Raw genomic sequence first — 20171 nt, 5'->3', positions numbered from 1 at the left:
GATCGCGCCTTTCAAGGATGCTTCGGTGAAGACGCCTCGACTATTCCGCAGCTTCCTGCAGGCGGGGTGCTGCGCCGAGCACGACGGCATCGACATGGCTCTCGAATTTCTCGAAGTTGACGGCGAACATGCCGACCAATCGCGCTGCCTGCCGGTCATAGGCTGCCTTGTCGGCCCAGGTCGAACGCGGGTCGAGAATGGCGCTGTCGACGCCAGGCACAGCAACCGGCACCTCGAAGCCGAAATTGGCGTCGGTGCGGAAACCGGACGCCTTCAACGAACCGTCAAGCGCTGCGGCCAGCAAGGCGCGCGTCGCCTTGATCGGCATGCGCTTGCCGGTGCCGTAGGCGCCGCCGGTCCAGCCGGTGTTGACCAGCCAGCAATCGGCGCCGTGGCGGGCGATCAGCTCGCGCAGCAGATTGCCGTATTCCTTGGGGTGGCGCGGCATGAACGGGGCGCCGAAGCAGGTCGAGAAGGTCGCTTCCGGCTCGGTAACGCCCTTCTCGGTGCCGGCCACCTTGGCGGTGTAGCCGGAGAGGAAGTGGTACATCGCCTGCGCCGGGGTCAGCCGGGCGATCGGCGGCATGATGCCGAAGGCATCGGCGGTCAGCATGATGATGTTTTTCGGGTGGCTGGCCCGTCCGCTCTTCGAGGCATTGGGGATGAAATCCAGCGGATAGGCGCAGCGCGTGTTTTCGGTGAGCCGGCCGTCGTTGAAGTCCGGCACGCGGTCGGCGTTGAGCACGACATTTTCCAGCACCGTGCCGAAACGCTGCGTGGTGGCGAAAATCTCCGGCTCGGCCTCGGCCGACAGCCGGATCGTCTTGGCGTAGCAGCCGCCTTCGAAGTTGAAGATGCCGTGCGGTCCCCAGCCGTGCTCGTCGTCGCCGATGAGCGTACGTGACGGATCGGCCGACAGCGTCGTCTTGCCCGTCCCGGAAAGCCCGAAGAAGATCGCTGCGTCGCCGCCCGGGCCCTCATTGGCCGAGCAGTGCATCGGCATGACGCCCTTTTCCGGCAGCAGATAGTTGAGCATGGTGAACACCGATTTCTTCATCTCGCCGGCATAGGAAGTGCCGCCGATGAGCACGATCTTGCGGGTGAGATCGACCGCAATCACCGTTTCGGTGCGGCTGCCGTGGCGGGCCGGATCGGCGCGGAAGGACGGCAGGTCGATGATCGTCATCTCCGGCACGAAATCCTCAAGCTCGGCGGCCTGCGGGCGGATCAAAAGATTGCGGATGAACAGCGAGTGCCAGGCGAATTCGGTGATGACCCGCGTCGGCAGCTTCAGCTCGGCATCGGCGCCGCCGACGAGGTCCTGCACATAGAGATCGCTATTCGCGGCGTGGACAAGGAAATCGGCGAGCAGCATTTCGAACTGGCCCGCCGAAATCGCCTTGTTGTTGTCCCACCAGACATGGGGCTCGGTGGCGCCATCGCGGACGACAAACTTGTCCTTGGGCGAGCGGCCAGTGTGCTGGCCGGTCTCGGCAAGCAGCGCGCCGCCGGCGGTCAACCGGGCCTCGCCACGACGGATCGCTGCCTCATAAAGGGCGGCCGCACCAAAATTATAATGCACCGTGCCGGTGGTTTTCAGGCCGATACGATCGATCGCGCAAGCAGAATTGCGTTTGCCGACTTCCGACATCAAGGGTCCCTTCTTCTGGATTCGCCGCACTTTGCCGGCGCGTTTCCGGCGAGCCCGCGTTAGGGGCTGAGACGGTGAGAACCAGAAAACTCGAATGATATCAAATCATTAATCGATTTAAAAATTTTGAAAGTTGTTTAAATCGTTTATATGTGCAAAAAATCACGGTGGTTGCCCAAAGGATTGGCACACAGTGTTCGTCCAACCCGTGTAGAGGTTCCGATGGGGCCGCCGGCAAGCCGTCCGCGACAGCGGGTGGAGCCTGTGCCACATTTTGTACCTAATTTGTCCTGCAAAAGCCCCTTCTCTAAGACAGAAGGGACAGCTCATGAGGGAGCCGCTTGAAATGGCAACAATCGCGCTTGTCGATGACGACCGCAACATTCTGACATCGGTGTCGATCGCCCTCGAGTCCGAGGGGTATCGCGTCGAGACCTACACGGATGGTGCGTCGGCGCTGGAAGGCCTGGCGGCGCGGCCGCCGAATCTCGCCATCCTCGACATCAAGATGCCGCGCATGGACGGCATGGAGCTGTTGCGCCGGATGCGGCAGAAGTCCGACCTGCCGGTGATCTTCCTGACCTCGAAGGACGATGAGATCGATGAGCTTTTCGGCCTCAAGATGGGCGCCGACGATTTCATCCGCAAACCGTTCTCGCAGCGCCTGCTGGTCGAGCGGGTGCGCGCCGTGCTGCGCCGCGCCAGCGCCCGCGAAGCTGCGGCAAAGGCGCCCAGCCAGCAGGCCCGTTCGCTGGAACGCGGCCAGCTCGTCATGGACCAGGAACGCCATACCTGCACCTGGAAGGGCGAGCCGGTGACGCTGACGGTCACCGAATTTCTCATCCTGCACTCGTTGGCGCAGCGCCCAGGCGTGGTAAAAAGCCGTGATGCGCTGATGGATTCCGCCTATGATGAGCAGGTCTATGTCGACGACCGCACCATCGATAGCCACATCAAGCGGCTGCGCAAGAAGTTCAAGGCCGTCGATGACGACTTCGAAATGATCGAAACCCTTTACGGAGTCGGATACCGGTTCCGCGAAGCTTGAGTTGATGCATGTCGCCCAAAAGTGGTCGCGGTTTTTGGGACGACGACATGCATAAAACCAAAGACTAGGCGGGAGCTGCTATTCGATGGCAGTGGATGTACAGCGGAGCAGACGAACGAGCGCTGTCAGGCGGTCGCGGATTCTGCCCGCATTCCTGTCGAGGTTGACGGTGCCGATGCGCCGCTTCCTCGGCCACCACATCTTTTCCAGCCTGACCCGGCGCATCCTGTTCCTCAACCTGGCCGGCCTCGCCGTGCTGGTCACCGGCATCCTCTATCTCAACACCTTCCGCGACGGGCTGATCGACGCCCGCGTCGAAAGCCTGATGACGCAGGGCGAGATCATCGCCGGCGCCATTGCCGCGTCGGCAACGGTCGAGACCGATTCGATCAGCATCGATCCGGAAAAACTGCTCGAACTGCAGGCCGGTGAAAGCCTGGGGCCGGGCTCAGACCAGCTCGACAATCTGGATTTCCCGATCAACCCCGAGCGCGTCGCGCCGGTGCTGCGGCGGCTGATTTCGCCGACGCGCACCCGGGCCCGCATCTATGACCGCGACGCCAATCTGCTGCTCGATTCGCGCCATCTCTACTCGCGCGGCCAGATCCTGCGCTACGACCTGCCTCCGGTCGAGGACGAGCAGCCGGATATGCTGGAGCGCGTGCAGAAATTCGTCTTCGACTTCTTCCGCAACAAGGACCTGCCCGTCTACCATGAGCAGCCCGGCGGCAACGGTGCGGCCTTCCCGGAAGTGGTCAAGGCGCTGACCGGCAGTCCGTCGACGATCGTGCGGGTGAGCGAACAGGGCGAGCAGATCGTTTCGGTGGCGGTGCCGATCCAGCGCTTCCGCGCCGTTCTCGGCGTGCTGATGCTGTCGACGGAAGGCGGCGACATCGACAAGATCGTCGCCGCCGAGCGCAAGGCTATTTTGCGCGTGTTCGGCATCGCCGCCCTGGTCACCGCCATCCTGTCGATGCTGCTCGCATCCACCATCGCCAATCCGCTGCGCCGGCTATCGGCGGCGGCAGTGCGGGTGCGGCGCGGCGTCAAGAGCCGCGAGGAGATCCCCGACTTTTCCGACCGCCAGGACGAGATCGGCAATTTGTCGGTCGCGGTGCGCGACATGACCAATGCGCTCTATGCCCGCATCGAGGCGATCGAAAGCTTCGCCGCCGATGTCTCGCACGAGCTGAAGAACCCGCTGACCTCGCTGCGCAGCGCGGTGGAGACCTTGCCGCTTGCCAAGAACGACAATTCACGGGGCAGGCTGATGGAGATCATCCAGCACGATGTCCGGCGTCTCGACCGGCTGATCACCGACATTTCCGATGCCTCGCGCCTAGACGCCGAACTGGCGCGTGAGGATGCCGCCACGGTCGATTTGAAGAAATTCATCACCGATCTCGTCGCCGTGTCGCGCGAAGCGACGCGCAACAAAAAGGCTGTCGAGATCGAATTCAAGGCCGCCAAGCTGCCGCAAGGCGTCAAAGGCTATTTCGTCACCGGCCATGATCTGAGGATCGGCCAGGTCATCACCAATCTGATCGAGAATGCCCGCTCCTTCGTGCCGGAGGACCACGGCCATATCGCCATTTCCCTGGCACGCTCCGGCAAGGTCAACATCGTCACCGTCGACGACAACGGCCCCGGAATCCGCGCCGACGCCATCGACCGCATCTTCGAGCGCTTCTACACCGACCGCCCGGCCGGCGAGGCGTTCGGCCAGAATTCGGGGCTTGGCCTGTCGATATCCAGGCAGATCGTCGAAGCCCATGGCGGCACGCTGACCGCCGAGAACATCCCCGGCACCAAGCCCGGCGACATCAAGGGCGCGCGCTTCGTCGTTACGCTGCCGGCCGAAGGCTGATCGCGGCTGCGCATGCCCGATCCCACCGCGGAACCCGAGAACATCCATGCCACCGCAGTCCTGATTGGCGAGCGGGGCGTCCTGATCACCGGGCCGTCCGGCTCGGGCAAGACAACGCTGGCGCTGGCGCTCATCGACCATTTCAGCCGGCTCGGGCTGTTTGCGCGGCTGATCGGCGACGACCAGCTGTTTGTCGCGGCGCGTTTCGGGCGGCTGGTCTGCCATGCGCCCGCCAGCATTGCCGGCCTCACAGAGGTGCCCGGGCTTGGTCCGAAGCCGCTTTTGTTCCAACCTGTGGGGGTCATCGACCTGGCAATCCGGATGGTTTCCGCAGACGCGATCGCGCGTTTCCAGGAAGAGTCGAGCGCGACCATTGCCGACTGTGTGGTGCCGCGCATCGACCTCGTTCAGCGCAACGTCACTGCGGCTTTGCCGGCGGTAATGGCGCGGCTGGCGATTGCGCCTTTCGTATGATCCGCCGCCGGTTTTTTGCTGCAATGCGTCAAATTGGCCATGGCCGACGCAATTTTGGGCTTGTCAACGCGCCGCGCGTCGACAAGATAGCGCTCCCGCCGCCTGGGATGGCCGGCGAGCATAAAAAGCGCCTGTGAAGCGGCGATGACGGGAGCCACCATAGAATGATCGGACTCGTGCTTGTAACGCACGGTCAACTGGCCGCCGAGTTCCGCCATGCCGTGGAACATGTCGTGGGGCCACAAGACAATTTCGAAACCGTGGCAATCGGCGCCGACGACGATATGGAGCAGCGTAGGCGCGATATCGTCGACGCCGTCGGCCGCGTCGACACCGGGACCGGCGTCATCGTTCTGACCGATATGTTCGGCGGCACGCCTTCCAACCTCGCCATTTCGGTGATGGAATCCGGTCGCACCGAGGTCATCGCCGGCATGAACCTGCCGATGCTGATCAAGCTGTCGTCGATCCGCAAGGGCGACAACATGGCGACCGCGCTCGACGAGGCGCAGGCCGCGGGGCGCAAATACATCAACGTCGCAAGTCAGCTGCTGAGCAGCAAATGAACGCGCTGTCGCCCGGTGAGATCGTGCGCGAGTTCCCGATCGTCAACCAGCGCGGCCTGCATGCGCGCGCCTCGGCGAAGTTCGTCCAGGTCGCCAGCGGCTTCGACGCCACCGTCCATGTCGAGAAGGATGGTCTCAAGGTCGGCGGCACCTCGATCATGGGGCTGATGATGCTGGCGGCGAGCCCCGGTTATTCGATCCGCGTCACCGCCAGCGGCGCTGAAGCCGCAGCGGCGATGGACGCGCTGGAGCAGCTGGTCGCCTCGCGCTTCGGCGAAGAGTGCTGAAGTTTTTGCTTTGGACGCCGTTGTCCCAAAACCGCCGGATACTTTTGGGCGGCATGCATCCCCGTAAACACATACGCGCATAAAGATTTCTTTATATCCCATTGTCGTCTTGGCGGCGATCTGCTAGTCAGGCCGGCATTCCGCCCTTCGACGCGCCGTGTGGCGCAGGCGCATTCTGAAGACAAATCACACCGGAGCACTGCCATGACAGGTAGCAAGGACTATGTGGTCGCCGACATCTCGCTTGCCGGCTGGGGCCGCAAGGAACTCGATATCGCCGAAACCGAAATGCCGGGCCTGATGGCCTGCCGCGAGGAATTCGGCGACAAGAAGCCGTTGAAAGGTGCGCGCATCACCGGATCGCTGCACATGACCATCCAGACCGCGGTGCTGATCGAGACGCTGAAGGCGCTTGGCGCCGATATCCGTTGGGCATCGTGCAACATCTTCTCGACCCAGGACCATGCGGCCGCAGCCATCGCCGAGGCCGGCATCCCGGTGTTCGCCGTCAAGGGCGAGTCGCTTGAGGAGTATTGGGACTACACCGACAGAATCTTCCAGTGGGCCGATGGCGGCCTCTCCAACATGATCCTCGATGATGGCGGCGACGCCACGATGTACATACTGATCGGCGCCCGCGCCGAAGCCGGCGAGGACGTGCTGTCCAACCCGCAGAGCGAGGAAGAGGAATACTTCTACGCCCAGGTCAAGAAGCGGCTGAAGGCTTCGCCCGGGTTCTTCACCAAGCAGAAGGAAGCCATCCGCGGCGTCACCGAAGAGACGACGACGGGCGTCAACCGGCTCTACCAGCTGCAGAAGAAGGGCCTGCTGCCCTTCCCGGCGATCAACGTCAACGACTCGGTCACCAAGTCGAAGTTCGACAACAAATATGGCTGCAAGGAATCGCTGGTCGACGGCATCCGCCGCGGCACCGACACCATGATGGCCGGCAAGGTTGCGGTCGTCTGCGGCTATGGCGACGTCGGCAAGGGCTCGTCGGCTTCGCTCAAGGGCGCCGGCGCCCGCGTCAAGGTCACCGAAGTCGATCCGATCTGCGCGCTGCAAGCGGCGATGGACGGCTTTGAAGTCGTCACGCTGGAAGATGCCGCACCGACCGCCGACATCGTCATCACCACCACCGGCAACAAGGATGTCGTCACCCTCGACCACATGCGCTCGATGAAGGACATGGTGATCGTCGGCAATATCGGCCACTTCGACAATGAGATCCAGGTCGCGTCGCTGCGCAACCTGCAATGGACCAACGTCAAGCCGCAGGTCGACATGATAACCTTCCCGGACGGCAAGCGGATGATCCTGCTGTCCGAGGGGCGCCTGCTCAACCTCGGCAACGCGACCGGTCATCCGAGCTTCGTGATGTCGGCTTCGTTCACCAATCAGGTGCTGGCGCAGATCGAGCTCTACACCAAGCCCGGCCAGTACCAGAACCAGGTCTATGTGCTGCCCAAGCACCTCGACGAGAAGGTGGCGCGTCTGCATCTCGACAAGCTTGGAGCCCGCTTGACCGAACTTTCCGGCGAACAGGCCGCCTATATCGGCGTGACCCCGCAGGGTCCGTTCAAGCCGGAACACTACCGCTATTAGCCAAAGCGGCGTTTACCACTAGATATTGAAGCCGGGCGATTGACTTTTCGCCCGGCTTCTTTTTTGCGCGGATGATTCTTCACGCCGATTCCAGCACGCGCTATTGTGCTGATTCGTGGGCCGGGGACGAGGCCGGCGTACGCATCGAGAGCATGATTCGAACCGAAGGACCGCGTCAGCGAAAAGTGGGAAGCGGTTTTCGGAAAAGATCATGCCCTTTAGAAAAGAGTTAGGTCAGAAGGGCGTTTCCATCAAACGTGATCCTGATCTAGGCGGTCTTGCATTCAGGCGGCGAAGAGGACCAAGGCATGCCGGGGGAAAACCCGCCTCGCGCGGGATCGGCCGTTTCCGGCGGCCATGACGATTCCGATAGCAATGGCTCCGTCACGACAGGCGGTGGCCTGAAGAGGCGCGTTGGCGCCCGCACCGCCGGCTTTCTTGCCACCTCAGCTCTTGCCGGCCCGCTCACCTCGTTTGCCGCCCATGCCGAGCCGGCCATTGCGCAGAAGGCCGGACTGTCGGTCAGCGCGGTCGAAGTCATCCAGCTCGCCATGTTCGTCGGCGTCATGGGCGCGGCACTGGTCTCGGCCATCTTCCTGATCCGCGAAAGAGCCCGCACCTCGGCGCAGAATGTCGAACTCAGAGCCCGCATTGCCGACATCAATGCGGCGCTGCAGCGCTCCGAGGCGCTGCTCAATCTGCGTGACCAGCGCGTCATCGTCTGGGCGTCGGAGAACAAGAAGCCGGAGCTGATCGGCACGCTGCCGCTGGAAAGCGGTGCGCCGGACGACCGTGCAGCCTTCCTCGCCTTCGGCCGCTGGCTGATGCCGCGCTCGGCGGCGGCGCTCGAAAATGCCGTCGCTGGTCTGCGCGAGAAAGCGAAACCCTTTGATCTCGTGATCGAATTGCAGGCCGGGGCGCCGCTTGAAGTGCATGGCCGCAAGAGCGCCGCGCATGTGCTGGTGCGCTTCGTCTCGCTGTCGGAAACTCAGAGGAGCCAAGCCAGGCTGAAGATCGAGAACCAGCGGCTGGCCGCCGACTACGAGACCATGATCGGCCTGCTCGACGCCTTGCCGATGCCGGCCTGGCTGCGCGCCACCGACGGGCGGCTGAAATGGGTCAACCGTGCCTATGCCGGAGCGGTCGAGGCACCGAACGCCGAGACCGCGGTGCGCGAAGCCAAGGAATTCCTCGGCGCCCAGGCGCGCGAACAGATCGCCGCGCAGCACAAATCGCGCCCGATCTTCGAACAGACGCTGTCGACGGTGATCGAGGGCGACCGCCGGGTGTTCGCCGTCACCGACTTCGCCGGTGCCGACGGCTCGGCCGGTCTTGCCTGCGACACCAGCGCCACCGAAACCATTCGCGGCGAATATGAGCGCACGGTGCGCAGCCATGCCGACACGCTCGACCAGCTCAACACGGCGGTGGCGATCTTCGATGCCAACGAGAAGTTGCGCTTCTTCAACCAGGCGTTCCAGAAACTGTGGGGGCTGGACCCGGGCTTCCTGCACAGCGCGCCCGACAATGCGCTGCTGCTCGACCGGCTGCGCAGCGAAGGCAAGATCGCCGAGCAGCCGGAATGGCGGCGCTGGAAAGAAGGCCTGCTTGGCGCCTACCGCGCGGTGGAATCGCAAGAGCATTGGTGGCATCTGCCCGACGGCAAGACCATCCGCGTGGTGGCCAACCCGCAGCCGAAGGGCGGCGTGACCTGGGTGTTCGAGAACCTGACCGAGAAGATGGACCTCGAAAGCCGCTACCAGACGGCGGTGCGGGTCCAGGGCGAAACGCTCGACAATCTGGCCGAAGGCGTCGCCGTGTTCGGTCCCGATGGGCGGCTGCGCCTGTCGAACCCGGCCTTTGTCGCGCTGTGGGGACTGAGCCAGGATGTGATCAAGCCCAACGTCCATGTCTCGGCGATCCGCGATCTCAGCGACCAGCGCGCCGTCGACAGCCCGTGGGGCGGGTTCGTCGCCGCCATCACCGGTTTCGACGACGAGCGCCGCGACCGCCATGGCCAGACCGAACTGAAGAACGGCACAGTGCTCAGCTACGCCGTCATCCCGCTGCCCAACGGCCAGGTGATGATGACCTTTGTGGACGTCACCGACAGCGTCAATGTCGAGCGCGCGCTGAAGGACAAGAACGAAGCGCTGCAGAAATCCGACCAGCTGAAGAACGAGTTCGTGCAGCATGTCTCCTACGAGCTGCGCTCGCCGCTGACCAACATCATCGGCTTCACCGAGCTTCTGTCGCTGCCGGCGACCGGGCCGCTCAGCCCAAAGCAGCGCGAATATGTCGAGCATGTCGGCTCGTCATCCTCGGTGCTGCTCACCATCGTCAACGACATACTCGACCTCGCCACCGTCGACGCCGGCATCATGCAGCTCGACATTTCGGAAGTAAGCGTCGAGCGCACCATCGAGGCCGCGGCCGAACTGGTCGCCGACCGGCTGCAAGAGCATTCGATCAAGCTCCGGATCGACGCCGCTGCGGCGCCGAAGAGTTTTCACGGCGACGAGACCCGGGTTCGCCAGATCCTCTACAATCTGCTCAGCAACGCCGCCAATTACGCGCCGGAGGCGAGCACTATCACGCTTGCCTGCCGGCATTTGGAGCAAGGTGTGGAATTCTCCGTCCATGACAACGGCCCCGGCATGCCGCCGGACCTGCTCGATTCGGTGTTCCGCCGCTTCGAGCCGCGCACCAATGGCGGGCGCCGGCGCGGTGCGGGCTTAGGCCTGTCGATCGTCAAGAGCTTTGTCGAGCTGCACGGCGGCAGCGTGCGCATCGAGACCGGCAAGGACAAGGGCACCACCGTCATCTGCACCTTCCCCGATGCACCGTCGGGCATCCGCGCCGCGGCCGAGTAGCGCGCTCGATGACCGTTGTTGTGCTGGAGCGTTTTCTCGCCGACGAGGCTGCGACCGCAAGGCTCGGCGAAGACCTGGCCATGGCGCTGCGGCCGGGCGACGTGCTGGCGCTCAAGGGCGATCTCGGCGCCGGCAAGTCGACGCTGGCGCGGGCCCTGATCAGGGCGCTGGCCGATGATGCCGGCCTCGATGTGCCGAGCCCTACCTTCACCTTGGTGCAAAGCTACGACACGCGCATCCCCGTGCACCATTTCGATCTCTATCGCCTGTCCTCGGCCGGCGAGATGGACGAGCTGGGTTTCGACGAGGCGCTGCTGCAGGGCGCTGCCCTTGTCGAGTGGCCGGAACGGGCGGAGGCCGCTCTTCCGAGAACGTCGATCTGGATCGAACTCGTCCATCAGGACGAAGGACGATTGGCGAAACTATCGGGCCAAGGCGTTGCCTTCGAACGCGTGGCCCGATCGCTGGCGATGCGCGATTTCCTCAAAACGGCCGGTTGGGGCGACGCCGCGCGGCGCCATTTCGTCGGCGACGCCTCGGCGCGCTCTTACGAGATTGTTTCGCTCGCCGGCCTTGCGCCGCGCGTGCTGATGAATTCGCCAAGGCTGGTGCTGGGGCCGCCGGTGCGCGACGGCAAGCCCTATGCCGTGATCGCCCACACGGCGCAGTCGGTCACCGCTTTCGTCGCCATCGACAAGGCGCTGCTGGCGCAAGGTGTCAGTGTCCCAAAAATCCATGCCGAGGATCTCGAACGGGGCTTTCTGCTGCTGGAGCATCTGGGCTCGGAAGGTTTTCTCGACGGCAATGATGAGCCGGTGGCCGAGCGCTACGCGGCAGCGGCCGAATTGCTGGCGATGATGCATGGGAAGACCTGGCCGCAGCGCATGGAGGCCGTGCCGGGCGTCTTCCACGAGGTGCCGCCCTTCGATCGCGCCGCCATGCTGATCGAAGCCGATCTCTTGGTCGATTGGTATGTGCCGATGGTGACCGGCAGCCCGGCAAGCGAGGCTTTACGCGCCGGCTATCACAGGGAATGGAACGCGGTTCTCGATCGGCTGGACACACAGGAATACACGCTGATGCTGCGCGACTTCCATTCGCCCAACATCATCTGGCGCGGTGACCGCAAAGGCCACGACCGGCTGGGCATCGTCGATGTCCAGGACGCGCTGATGGGTCCGGCGGCCTATGACGTTGCGTCGCTGGCCATGGATGCCCGCGTCACCGTTTCGCCCGATATCGAGCAGCGGACCGTGGACGCCTATGTCGCTGCGCGCCACGCCGCCGGCGGCTTCGATGAGGACGCCTTCCGCGCGGCCTATGCGATCATGGCGGCGCAGCGCAATTCGAAGATCCTCGGCATTTTCGTGCGGCTCGAAAAGCGCGACGGCAAGCCCTATTATCTCCGACACCTGCCGCGCATCCGCGATTATCTCAGGCGGGCGCTGGCGCACCCGGCGCTGGCTCAGTTGAAGGAGTTTTACATGGCACATGGCCTGCTGGAGGAACGGCTCCCGTGACCTTGACCACAGCGATGGTGCTGGCGGCTGGTCTTGGCAAGCGCATGCGGCCGATCACCGACACCATGCCGAAGCCGCTGGTGCGGATCGCCGGCAGGACCTTGCTCGACTGGGGGCTGGACAGTCTCGAAGCGGCCGGCGTCGAGAAAGCCATCGTCAACGTGCACTATCTGCCGGACCAGATCGTCGCCCATATCGCCCACAGGCGGGCGCCAAAGATCGTCATTTCCGACGAGCGCGACGCACTGCTGAATTCGGCGGGTGGCATCGTCAAGGCATTGCCGCTGCTGGGCAGCGACCCCTTCTACATCATCAACGCCGATACGTTCTGGATCGACAGCGGCCAGCCCAGCCTCGAGCGCCTTGCCCTTGCATGGGACGGCGCGAAAATGGATATTCTGCTGATGCTTACCGATCTCGACTCGGCCACCGGACACGGTGTCGGCACGGATTTCCTGATGGCGCCGGATGGCGGCCTGCGGCGCTCGAAAGGCGATCCGGCCGGGTTGATCTATGCCGGAGCGGCAATCGTCAATCCCGCCATCTTCAGGGATGCGCCGGCCGGGGCGCATTCGCTCAACACCCATTTCGACAAGGCAATCGCCTCTGGCCGTCTGTTCGGCATGCAGATGCGCGGAAGCTGGATCACCGTCGGCACTCCCGACGCCATTCCGCAGGCGGAAGCGGCCGCCGCCGAAGCTCTCGCGAAGGTGGTATGAGCGGCGCGCGCCGCGTTCTTTCGATCCCGCCCGGAGCGCCATTCCTGCCGACTCTGGCCGAGGCCTTGCTGGCCGGACGGCTGGTGCCCGGCTTCCGGTTCGACGGCGATCCGCTGGCGCTGGCTGATGTCACCATCTATGTGCCGACACGGCGCGCGGCCCGTGCGCTGCGCGGCGCTTTTGTCGACGCGCTTTCGGGACCGGGGGGGAGCCGCCGTTCGGCGATCCTGCCGGTCATCCGCCCGCTCGGAGAGTTCGACGAGGACGAAGCCGCCTTCGACGCCGGCACGCCGACCGAGCTTGAAATGGCGCCGCCGATCGCAGCCATCGAACGCCTGCTGCTACTGGCGCCGCTGGTGCGGGCCTGGAAGCGCACCTTGCCGGCGCATGTCCTTGATATGTTCAACGAAGAGATCGTCGTGCCGGCCTCCGCCGCCGATGCGATCTGGCTGGCGCGCGACCTCGCCCGGCTGATGGACGAGATCGAAACCGAAGGCACGGACTGGACCAGGCTTGCCGATCTGGTCACCGGCAATCTTGCCGGATGGTGGCTTGTGACGCTCGATTTCCTCCGTATCGTCACCGAGGCCTGGCCGAAATTGCTGGAGGAGCGCGACCGCTCCAACCCGGCCGCGCACCGCAATGCGCTGATCCGGCGCGAGGCGAAGCGGCTGGAACGCAACCCGCCCAAAGGCCCGGTGATCGCCGCCGGCTCGACGGGCTCTATTCCCGCCACGGCCGAACTGCTTGCCACGGTCGCCAGCCTGCCCAACGGCGCCGTGGTGCTGCCCGGGCTCGATGGGATGCTGGACGAACCGTCTTTTGCCGCGATTGGGGCGCCCGGTGCGCGGCCGGCACTGCTTGGCCACCCGCAATACGGCATGGCCAAGCTGATCGGCAAGATTGGCGTGCTGCGTGGCGATGTCGAGGAAGTGGTCTCCGCCGAGCCCGCACTGGCGCTCCGCGCGGCCCTTGTCGGCGAGGCGCTGCGGCCGGCCGAGACCACGGAATTATGGGCCGAGACCCGCATATGCTTCAACGCCGTAGACATCGCCGAGGCCTTCGCCGACGTGACGCTGATCGAAGCCGCCAGCGAACGCGACGAGGCGGCGGCGATCGCCATCGCGCTGAAAACCGCCGTGGAACAGCCGGGACTAAGGGCAGCGCTCGTTACCGGCGACCGCTGGCTGGCGCGGCGCGTCTCGGCCGAGCTGTTGCGCTTCGGCGTGATCGCCGACGATTCCGGCGGCACGCCGCTCGCCAACACGCCTGCCGCCAGCCTGCTGCGGCTCACACTTCAAGCGGTATTCCGGCCCGGCGATCCCGTCGGCCTTTTGTCGCTGCTCAAGCATCCGCTGCTCGGGCTCGGACTTGAGCGCACCGGCGTGCGCCATGCCGCCGAGCTCATCGAACTCGTGGCGCTGCGCGGCGGCACCGGACGCCCCGACATCGCCTCTTTGCCAGCACTGTTCGAGGAGCGTCTCGCCGGGCTGAGCGGGGACAAGCGCCAGCCCTTCTGGTTTTCGCGCCTGAGCGGGCGCGGCATCGACGATGCCCGCGATATGCTGAGCCGGCTTGTGACGGCACTGGCGCCGCTGACCGCCTTTCGCGGTGAAGAGAACGCCGATCTCGTCGCGTTGACCAGAGCGAGCGTCGCCGCGCTGGAAAATCTCGGCCGCACGGCGGAGGGCAGCCTGGCTGAATTTTATGCCGGCGACGCCGGCGAGAAACTCGCCGAGCTGCTGCGCGGTGTGGTCGCCGCGTCTGCATCGTTCGACTTCCCGGCCGACGAATGGCCTGATGTGATGGACGCGCTGATAGCACCGGAAACGGTCAAGCCCGGGCAAGGCACAGACCGCAACATTGCCATATGGGGCGCGCTGGAGGCACGGCTGCAGAACGTCGACACGCTGGTCATTGGCGCGCTGAATGAAGGCGTGTGGCCACGCAAGCCGGAAAGCGACCGCTTCATGTCGCGGCTGATGAAGACCGGCATCGACCTCGAGCCGCCCGAACGGCGCATCGGCCTTGCCGCCCACGATTTCCAGATGGCGATGGGGGCGAAAAAGGTGGTGCTGACGCGCTCCGCCCGAGCCGGCGACGCACCGGCGGTGCCGTCGCGCTGGTTGCAGCGCATCCTCACCTTCATCGGCAAGGATCCGGCCGCCGCACTGCGCGGGCGCGGCGACGAATTGCTTGCCTGGGCGCGCGCGCTCGATGCCGGCGAGCGGCAGCATTTCGCGCCGCGACCGCAGCCGAAACCGCCGCTGAGCATGCGGCCCACCCACTTCTCGGTGACCGAGATCGAGACGCTGCGCCGCGACCCCTATGCGGTCTACGCCAGGCGTATTCTGAGCCTTCTGCCGCTCGAACCGGTGATCCGCGACCCCGGTGCCGCCGAGCGCGGCACGCTGTTTCATGACATCCTGCATCTGTTCTCGACAGAGGTGGCGGATCCCCGCGCGCCCGAAGCTCTGGAACGCCTCATCGCTGCCGGCCGGACCTGCTTTGCCGAGATCGCCCTGCCCGCCGACGTCGAGGCTGTGTGGTGGCCGCGCTTCGAAAAGCTTGCCGCCAACATCATCGAATGGGAGCGCGGCCGCGCTCCCGCCGTCGCCCGGCGGCATGCCGAGGAGCGCGCCGAAAAGACCGCTGTCGGCCGCACCGGCGTGACGCTGTCCGGCTATGCCGACCGCGTCGACCTTTTGGCCGGTGGCATGGCCGACATTCTCGACTACAAGACCGGCTCGTCCCCGTCCAAGGCGCAGGCCCACACGCTGCTGGCGCCACAGCTGGCGCTCGAAGGGGCGCTGCTCCGGCGCGGCGCCTTCAAGGGGCTTGGCGCGCGCGAGCCCTCCCAGCTCGCATTCGTGCGGCTGAAGCCGAATGGCGAAGTGTTCGAGGAATCCATCCTCGACTACAACCGCCAGCCTCGGACCGCCGAAGACCTCGCCGAGGAGGCTTGGGCGCGGTTGGAAAAGCTGCTGGTCCACTATGCCGATCCGACGACCGGCTATCTGTCGCGGGCGCTGCCTTTTCGCGAGGGCGAGAGCGATGGCGATTACGATCATCTGGCGCGCGTGCTCGAATGGTCGGCCGGCGGCGACAGCGATGACGAGGCGGGGGAGGCATGAAAAAAGCCTATCCCATCCCCAGCGAAACCGCCGCCAGCCAGGCGCGCGCCTCCGACCCGAAGAACTCGGCCTGGGTGTCCGCCAATGCCGGCTCGGGCAAGACGCATGTGCTGGCCCAGCGCGTCATCCGGCTGCTGCTCAACGGCACCGATCCGTCGAAGATCCTGTGCCTGACCTATACGCGGGCGGCCGCCGCCAACATGTCGAACCGCGTGTTCTCGACCCTGTCGGAATGGACGGCGCTCGGCGATGCCGAGCTTGCCACAAAGATTGAGGCGGTGGACGGCCGCCGACCCGACCGCGACACGATGCGGCGGGCGCGCCGGCTGTTTGCCGAAGCGCTGGAAACGCCGGGCGGGCTGAAGATCCAGACCATCCACGCCTTCTGCGAATCGGTGCTGCACCAGTTTCCGCTGGAGGCCAACATCCCGGCGCATTTCGAAATGCTCGATCCGCAGATGGAGGCCTCGCTGTTTGCTGGCGCCCGCCGGGACATGATTTCGGGCACGTCAGCCGGAGACACCGGACTGGCCGAGGCCTTTGCCACCGTGCTGGAGCGCGGCGGCGAACACGGACTCGATGCGCTGCTCGCCGAAATCGTGCGCAAGCGCGACGGCTTACGCGGCTTCATCGGTGCGGTCCGGCGCGACGGCGGCGGCTTTCAGGCCCTGTTCGACGAATTCCATTTTCGCCCCGGGCAGAGCGCCGAAGACATAGCGGCATCGGTATGGCCGCTGCCGGGTTTCCTGCCGGACTTCTTTGCAGTGTTCGCCAGTGCCGCCGAGGCCGCCGACGCCCGCACCGTGCTCAACAATCTCTTGCCCTATGCCCGCTTGGCCTTTGCCGAGACGGACCCGACCCGCCGGCTGCAGATGCTCGGCAAAGCCTTTCTCAAGGCCGATGGCGACCCCTATGATCCCTCAAAGTTGTTCAAGAAGGCGCTGCTCGGCCGGCTGCCCGACCTTCCCGAGCGCTATCTGGCGGCCGTCAAGGCGATAACAGAGGTCTCCGACCGGCTGGCGCTGTTCCGGATGCTGGAAGGCACGGTCGCGGCGTTGACCATAGCCGACTGGCTGATCGTGCGGTACGAGCGCCTGAAGCGCAGCCGCGGCTTTCTCGACTTCAACGACCTCATCACCCGCACCGTCAACCTTCTGGCGCGGCCGGATGCCGGACCCTGGGTGCAGTACAAGCTCGACCAGGGTATCGACCACATCCTGCTGGACGAGGCGCAGGACACCAGCCCCGACCAATGGGAGGTGGTGAAGCGGCTGGCGGAGGAGTTCTTTGCCGGCCACGGCCAGCGCGGCACGACCAATCGCACGGTGTTCGCCGTCGGCGACGAAAAGCAGTCGATCTATTCCTTTCAGGGTGCCGCGCCGGATTCCTTCGCCGACAGCCGGCTCTTGTTTTCCGGACGCGTGAACGCCGCCAATGCTTCGTTTGCCGACCTGAAACTGACCTGGTCGTTCCGGTCGACCGACGACGTGCTTGCCGCCGTCGACCGCGTCTTTGCCGATCCGGGCGTGCGGCGCGGCATCAGCCATGACCCCGATCCGCTCGACCATAAGGCGATCCGCAACGACGCGCCTGGCTATGTCGAGGTCTGGCCGTCGCTCGGCGCTGACGCCGTCGAGGAGCCCGACGACTGGACGTTGCCGGTCAACCATGCCAGCGCGCCGGCTGTGCGGGTGGCCGAGCATGTGGCTGCGACCATCGAGGCCTGGCTCAAGGACCGCGAGATCATCGAGGGCAAGGGACGCAGGCTGAGGGCCGGCGACATTCTTGTGCTGGTGCGCAAGCGCGACCGCTTCGTCCATGCGCTGTCGCGCGCGCTGAAGGACCGCGATATTCCCGTCGCCGGCGCCGACCGGCTGAGCCTGCCCGGCCACATCGCGGTCAAGGACCTGATCGCACTCGGCCATTTCCTCATCCAGCCGCAGGATGACCTGTCGCTCGCCGCCGTGCTGCGCAGCCCGGTTTTCGACGTGTCGGAGGAGACGCTTTTTGCGCTTGGCGCCGGACGGCCAGCCGGAACATCGCTGATCGCCTCACTACGCCAGCATGCTGGCGACAATACCGCGCTGACCGATGTCGTTGCCCGGCTCGACGGCTGGGCCAACGAGGCGGCGTTCCGGCCGGTGTTCGAATTCTACGCCGGGGTGCTGGCGCGCGACGGCCTGCGCAAGAAGATGATCGCCCGGCTCGGCCCGGAGGCCGGCGATATTCTCGACGAGTTCCTGAGCTTCTGTCTGGCCGAAGAACGCACCGGCTTGCCGGGGCTGGAGGCTTTCCTGGCGACGCTGGAAAACACCGGCCCGGAGATCAAGCGCGAGATGGACCAGACGCGCGACGAGGTCCGCGTCATGACCGTGCATGCCGCCAAGGGCCTGGAAGCGCCTGTTGTCTTCCTGGTCGATGGCGGTTCGGCGCCGTTCAGCGACCAGCATCTGCCGCGGCTCATGCCGTTCGACGCTTCGGGCCGCAATTTCGACGGCAAGGGCTATCTCTGGCGCTCAGCCGCCGATGTCGCCAACGGCTTCTCAAAGGCAGCCTCGGCCAGGGCGCGGGAGCTTGCCGACGACGAATACCGGCGGCTGCTCTATGTCGGCATGACACGCGCCGAGGACCGGTTGATCGTCTGCGGCTATCACGGCAAGCGTCAGCCCAGCACCGGCACCTGGCATTCGATCGTCAGCCGCGCGCTGACAGGTGCACCCGAAAGCACCGAGCGCCGCCACCCCGCCAGCAGCGAGCCGGTGCATCGTTTCGTCATGAGCAAGCTTCCGCCGGTGGCGCAGGCGGCAGCCGACGAGTCGCGGCTGCCACAACAGGTGCTGCCGCTGCCGGTGGGCTTGTTCCGGCCCTTGCCGCCTTATGAGGAGCTGCCGCGCCCGCTGTCGCCTTCCGGCGCGTCGGCGCTGATCGACGAGGGCAAGGAAGCTGTTGTCGATACCCGCTCGCCGGTGCTGGACAGCGAGGCGGAGCCGGGCTTTGCGGTGATGCGCGGGCTGGCGCTGCACAAATTGCTGCAGATGCTGCCCGGCTTCCCCGAGGACGAACAGCAAGCAGCGGCGTTGCGATATCTCAGCCGTGCCGGCGCCGACTGGCCGGAGGCCGAGCGCAACAAGGCGCTGGCTTCGGTGATGGCGATCCTCAGAGATTCGCGTTTTGCCGGGCTGTTTTCGCCGTCGTCCCGCGCCGAAGTTGCTGTGATGGGCAGCCTTGAGGTCAAGGGCAGGCTGCGCTCGATCTCCGGCAAGATCGACCGGCTGGCGGTGACGCCCGGGCGCGTATCGATCGTCGACTACAAGACCAACCGGCCGGCGCCCGCAGGCCTGGCCCAGGTGCCGCCGGCCTATATCCTGCAGCTGGCGCTCTACCGCGCGCTGCTCCAGCCGCTTTACCCCGGCCGCGCGGTGACGGCAGCACTGCTGTTCACCGAGGCACCGAGGCTTATCGAACTGCCGGCGCAGGCGATGGATGACGCCCTTGCCCGACTCACGGGAGCGTGACACAAGTTCTGCTTGAAGAAGGGCTGCTCAACCACCACATTTGGTGCGAGATAAATTTCGAAAGGATTTTCGCATGGCCACCGTCAAGGTCGACAAGAGCAATTTCCAGGCGGATGTGCTCAACGCCTCGCAGCCCGTCGTCGTGGATTTCTGGGCCGAATGGTGCGGCCCCTGCAAGATGATCGGTCCGTCGCTGGAAGAGATCGCCAACGAACTCGGCGACAAGATCAAGATCGCCAAGCTGAACATCGACGAGAACCCTGAGCTTGCCGCCCAATTCGGCGTGCGCTCGATCCCGACGCTGATGATCTTCAAGGGCGGCGAAGTCGCCGACATGAAGGTCGGCGCCGCGCCGAAGACCGCGCTGTCGCATTGGATCAATGGCAGCCTCGCCTGAGCTGGCTTTGTTTTGATGCATGTCGTCCTCCCAAAACCGGGACCACTTTTGGGCGACCTGCATTAGTTCCCGAGATCGAAGCCCGGCCCTCGCGCCGGGCTTTTTCTTTGGCGTCATCGCCCGGCCGCCTCTGGCCCTCGCATCGGCGCACTCCATGTCATCTGCTTGAGGCAGGACAGGGAGAAACAGAATGACCGGATCCGCCAAGGCCACCGTCTTCATCGACAATGAGCGCGTCATCGTCACCGAGTATCGGTTCCAGCCCGGCGACAACACCGGCTGGCATCGCCACGGCCACGACTATGTCGTGGTGCCGCTGATGGACGGCAAGGTGAAGCTGGTGACCAAGGACGGCGAGAGTTTTGCCGAGATGAAGAAGGGTGCGCCCTATTTCCGAAAGGAGGGCGTCGAACACGACGTCATTAGCGCCAATGACGGCGAGTATGCCTTCATCGAGATTGAGCTAAGGTGATGGCTTGCCATCCTCTGCCATCTTGATGGCTCGTCCTAAATGG

General features: G+C 64.9%; 14 protein-coding genes. 13 read left to right on the top strand and 1 reads right to left on the bottom strand.

Features of this window, described 5'->3' with window-relative positions:
* Positions 1–40: 40 nt before the first annotated feature.
* Complete coding sequence (locus ACYG9V_RS05545; protein WP_023695997.1) at positions 41–1651, bottom strand: phosphoenolpyruvate carboxykinase; 1611 nt, start codon at positions 1649–1651, stop codon at positions 41–43.
* Between the two features lie 346 nt (positions 1652–1997).
* Here ACYG9V_RS05545 and ACYG9V_RS05540 point away from each other — a divergent pair, with 346 nt between their 5' ends.
* The 13 genes from ACYG9V_RS05540 (at position 1998) to ACYG9V_RS05480 (ending at position 20128) form a co-directional block, all read left to right on the top strand.
* Entirely contained in the window at positions 1998–2699 is a 702-nt protein-coding gene (locus tag ACYG9V_RS05540) for a response regulator transcription factor (RefSeq protein ID WP_010912942.1), read from the top strand.
* 85 nt (positions 2700–2784) lie between these two features.
* A complete protein-coding gene (locus ACYG9V_RS05535; RefSeq protein ID WP_023672307.1) occupies positions 2785–4566 on the top strand; it encodes a sensor histidine kinase in 1782 nt (593 codons plus the stop codon).
* Positions 4567–4578: 12 nt separating this feature from the next.
* Positions 4579–5040, top strand: coding sequence for an HPr kinase/phosphorylase (locus ACYG9V_RS05530; protein WP_023832654.1), 462 nt, complete (start codon positions 4579–4581; stop codon positions 5038–5040).
* 164 nt (positions 5041–5204) lie between these two features.
* Positions 5205–5606 (top strand): PTS sugar transporter subunit IIA, encoded by a 402-nt coding sequence (locus ACYG9V_RS05525; RefSeq protein WP_023672304.1) that lies wholly within the window; start codon positions 5205–5207, stop codon positions 5604–5606.
* Complete coding sequence (locus ACYG9V_RS05520) at positions 5603–5893, top strand: HPr family phosphocarrier protein (RefSeq protein ID WP_023672303.1); 291 nt, start codon at positions 5603–5605, stop codon at positions 5891–5893. Before ACYG9V_RS05525 ends, ACYG9V_RS05520 begins: the two co-directional genes overlap by 4 nt.
* A gap of 204 nt (positions 5894–6097) precedes the next feature.
* On the top strand, positions 6098–7498 hold the full coding sequence (gene ahcY, locus ACYG9V_RS05515) for an adenosylhomocysteinase (protein WP_023681401.1): 1401 nt from the start codon (positions 6098–6100) through the stop codon (positions 7496–7498).
* A 308-nt stretch (positions 7499–7806) separates the two neighbouring features.
* On the top strand, positions 7807–10371 hold the full coding sequence (locus tag ACYG9V_RS05510) for a sensor histidine kinase (RefSeq protein WP_460221920.1): 2565 nt from the start codon (positions 7807–7809) through the stop codon (positions 10369–10371).
* Between the two features lie 8 nt (positions 10372–10379).
* Complete coding sequence (gene tsaE, locus ACYG9V_RS05505) at positions 10380–11891, top strand: tRNA (adenosine(37)-N6)-threonylcarbamoyltransferase complex ATPase subunit type 1 TsaE (protein ID WP_023672299.1); 1512 nt, start codon at positions 10380–10382, stop codon at positions 11889–11891.
* A 14-nt stretch (positions 11892–11905) separates the two neighbouring features.
* Positions 11906–12610, top strand: a complete 705-nt coding sequence (locus tag ACYG9V_RS05500; protein WP_027049083.1) for a nucleotidyltransferase family protein — start codon at positions 11906–11908, stop codon at positions 12608–12610.
* A complete protein-coding gene (gene addB, locus ACYG9V_RS05495) occupies positions 12607–15744 on the top strand; it encodes a double-strand break repair protein AddB (protein ID WP_023681398.1) in 3138 nt (1045 codons plus the stop codon). The genes ACYG9V_RS05500 and addB overlap by 4 nt, the downstream gene beginning before the upstream one ends.
* Positions 15741–19259 (top strand): double-strand break repair helicase AddA, encoded by a 3519-nt coding sequence (gene addA / locus ACYG9V_RS05490; RefSeq protein ID WP_023681397.1) that lies wholly within the window; start codon positions 15741–15743, stop codon positions 19257–19259. Before addB ends, addA begins: the two co-directional genes overlap by 4 nt.
* Positions 19260–19332: 73 nt before the next feature.
* Positions 19333–19656 carry a thioredoxin gene (gene trxA, locus ACYG9V_RS05485; RefSeq protein WP_023672297.1) on the top strand — a complete coding sequence of 108 codons (324 nt, stop codon included), beginning with the start codon at positions 19333–19335 and terminating at the stop codon, positions 19654–19656.
* 190 nt (positions 19657–19846) lie between these two features.
* Complete coding sequence (locus ACYG9V_RS05480; protein WP_023696001.1) at positions 19847–20128, top strand: cupin domain-containing protein; 282 nt, start codon at positions 19847–19849, stop codon at positions 20126–20128.
* Positions 20129–20171 lie beyond the last annotated feature (43 nt).

This window comes from Mesorhizobium sp. W016 (assembly GCF_054719485.1).
Note: the sequence above shows the minus strand (reverse complement) of the source record. Positions and strands in the feature narration are given on the sequence as shown.

Coding starts and splice junctions, on each gene's coding strand:
- ACYG9V_RS05520 (WP_023672303.1), top strand. CDS start 5,603: ATGAACGCGCTGTCGCCCGGTGAGATCGTGCGCGAGTTCCCGATCGTC.
- addB (WP_023681398.1), top strand. CDS start 12,607: ATGAGCGGCGCGCGCCGCGTTCTTTCGATCCCGCCCGGAGCGCCATTC.
- ACYG9V_RS05510 (WP_460221920.1), top strand. CDS start 7,807: ATGCCGGGGGAAAACCCGCCTCGCGCGGGATCGGCCGTTTCCGGCGGC.
- ahcY (WP_023681401.1), top strand. CDS start 6,098: ATGACAGGTAGCAAGGACTATGTGGTCGCCGACATCTCGCTTGCCGGC.
- trxA (WP_023672297.1), top strand. CDS start 19,333: ATGGCCACCGTCAAGGTCGACAAGAGCAATTTCCAGGCGGATGTGCTC.
- addA (WP_023681397.1), top strand. CDS start 15,741: ATGAAAAAAGCCTATCCCATCCCCAGCGAAACCGCCGCCAGCCAGGCG.
- ACYG9V_RS05525 (WP_023672304.1), top strand. CDS start 5,205: ATGATCGGACTCGTGCTTGTAACGCACGGTCAACTGGCCGCCGAGTTC.
- ACYG9V_RS05540 (WP_010912942.1), top strand. CDS start 1,998: ATGGCAACAATCGCGCTTGTCGATGACGACCGCAACATTCTGACATCG.
- ACYG9V_RS05545 (WP_023695997.1), bottom strand. CDS start 1,651: ATGTCGGAAGTCGGCAAACGCAATTCTGCTTGCGCGATCGATCGTATC.
- ACYG9V_RS05500 (WP_027049083.1), top strand. CDS start 11,906: ATGGTGCTGGCGGCTGGTCTTGGCAAGCGCATGCGGCCGATCACCGAC.
- ACYG9V_RS05480 (WP_023696001.1), top strand. CDS start 19,847: ATGACCGGATCCGCCAAGGCCACCGTCTTCATCGACAATGAGCGCGTC.
- ACYG9V_RS05535 (WP_023672307.1), top strand. CDS start 2,785: ATGGCAGTGGATGTACAGCGGAGCAGACGAACGAGCGCTGTCAGGCGG.
- ACYG9V_RS05530 (WP_023832654.1), top strand. CDS start 4,579: ATGCCCGATCCCACCGCGGAACCCGAGAACATCCATGCCACCGCAGTC.
- tsaE (WP_023672299.1), top strand. CDS start 10,380: ATGACCGTTGTTGTGCTGGAGCGTTTTCTCGCCGACGAGGCTGCGACC.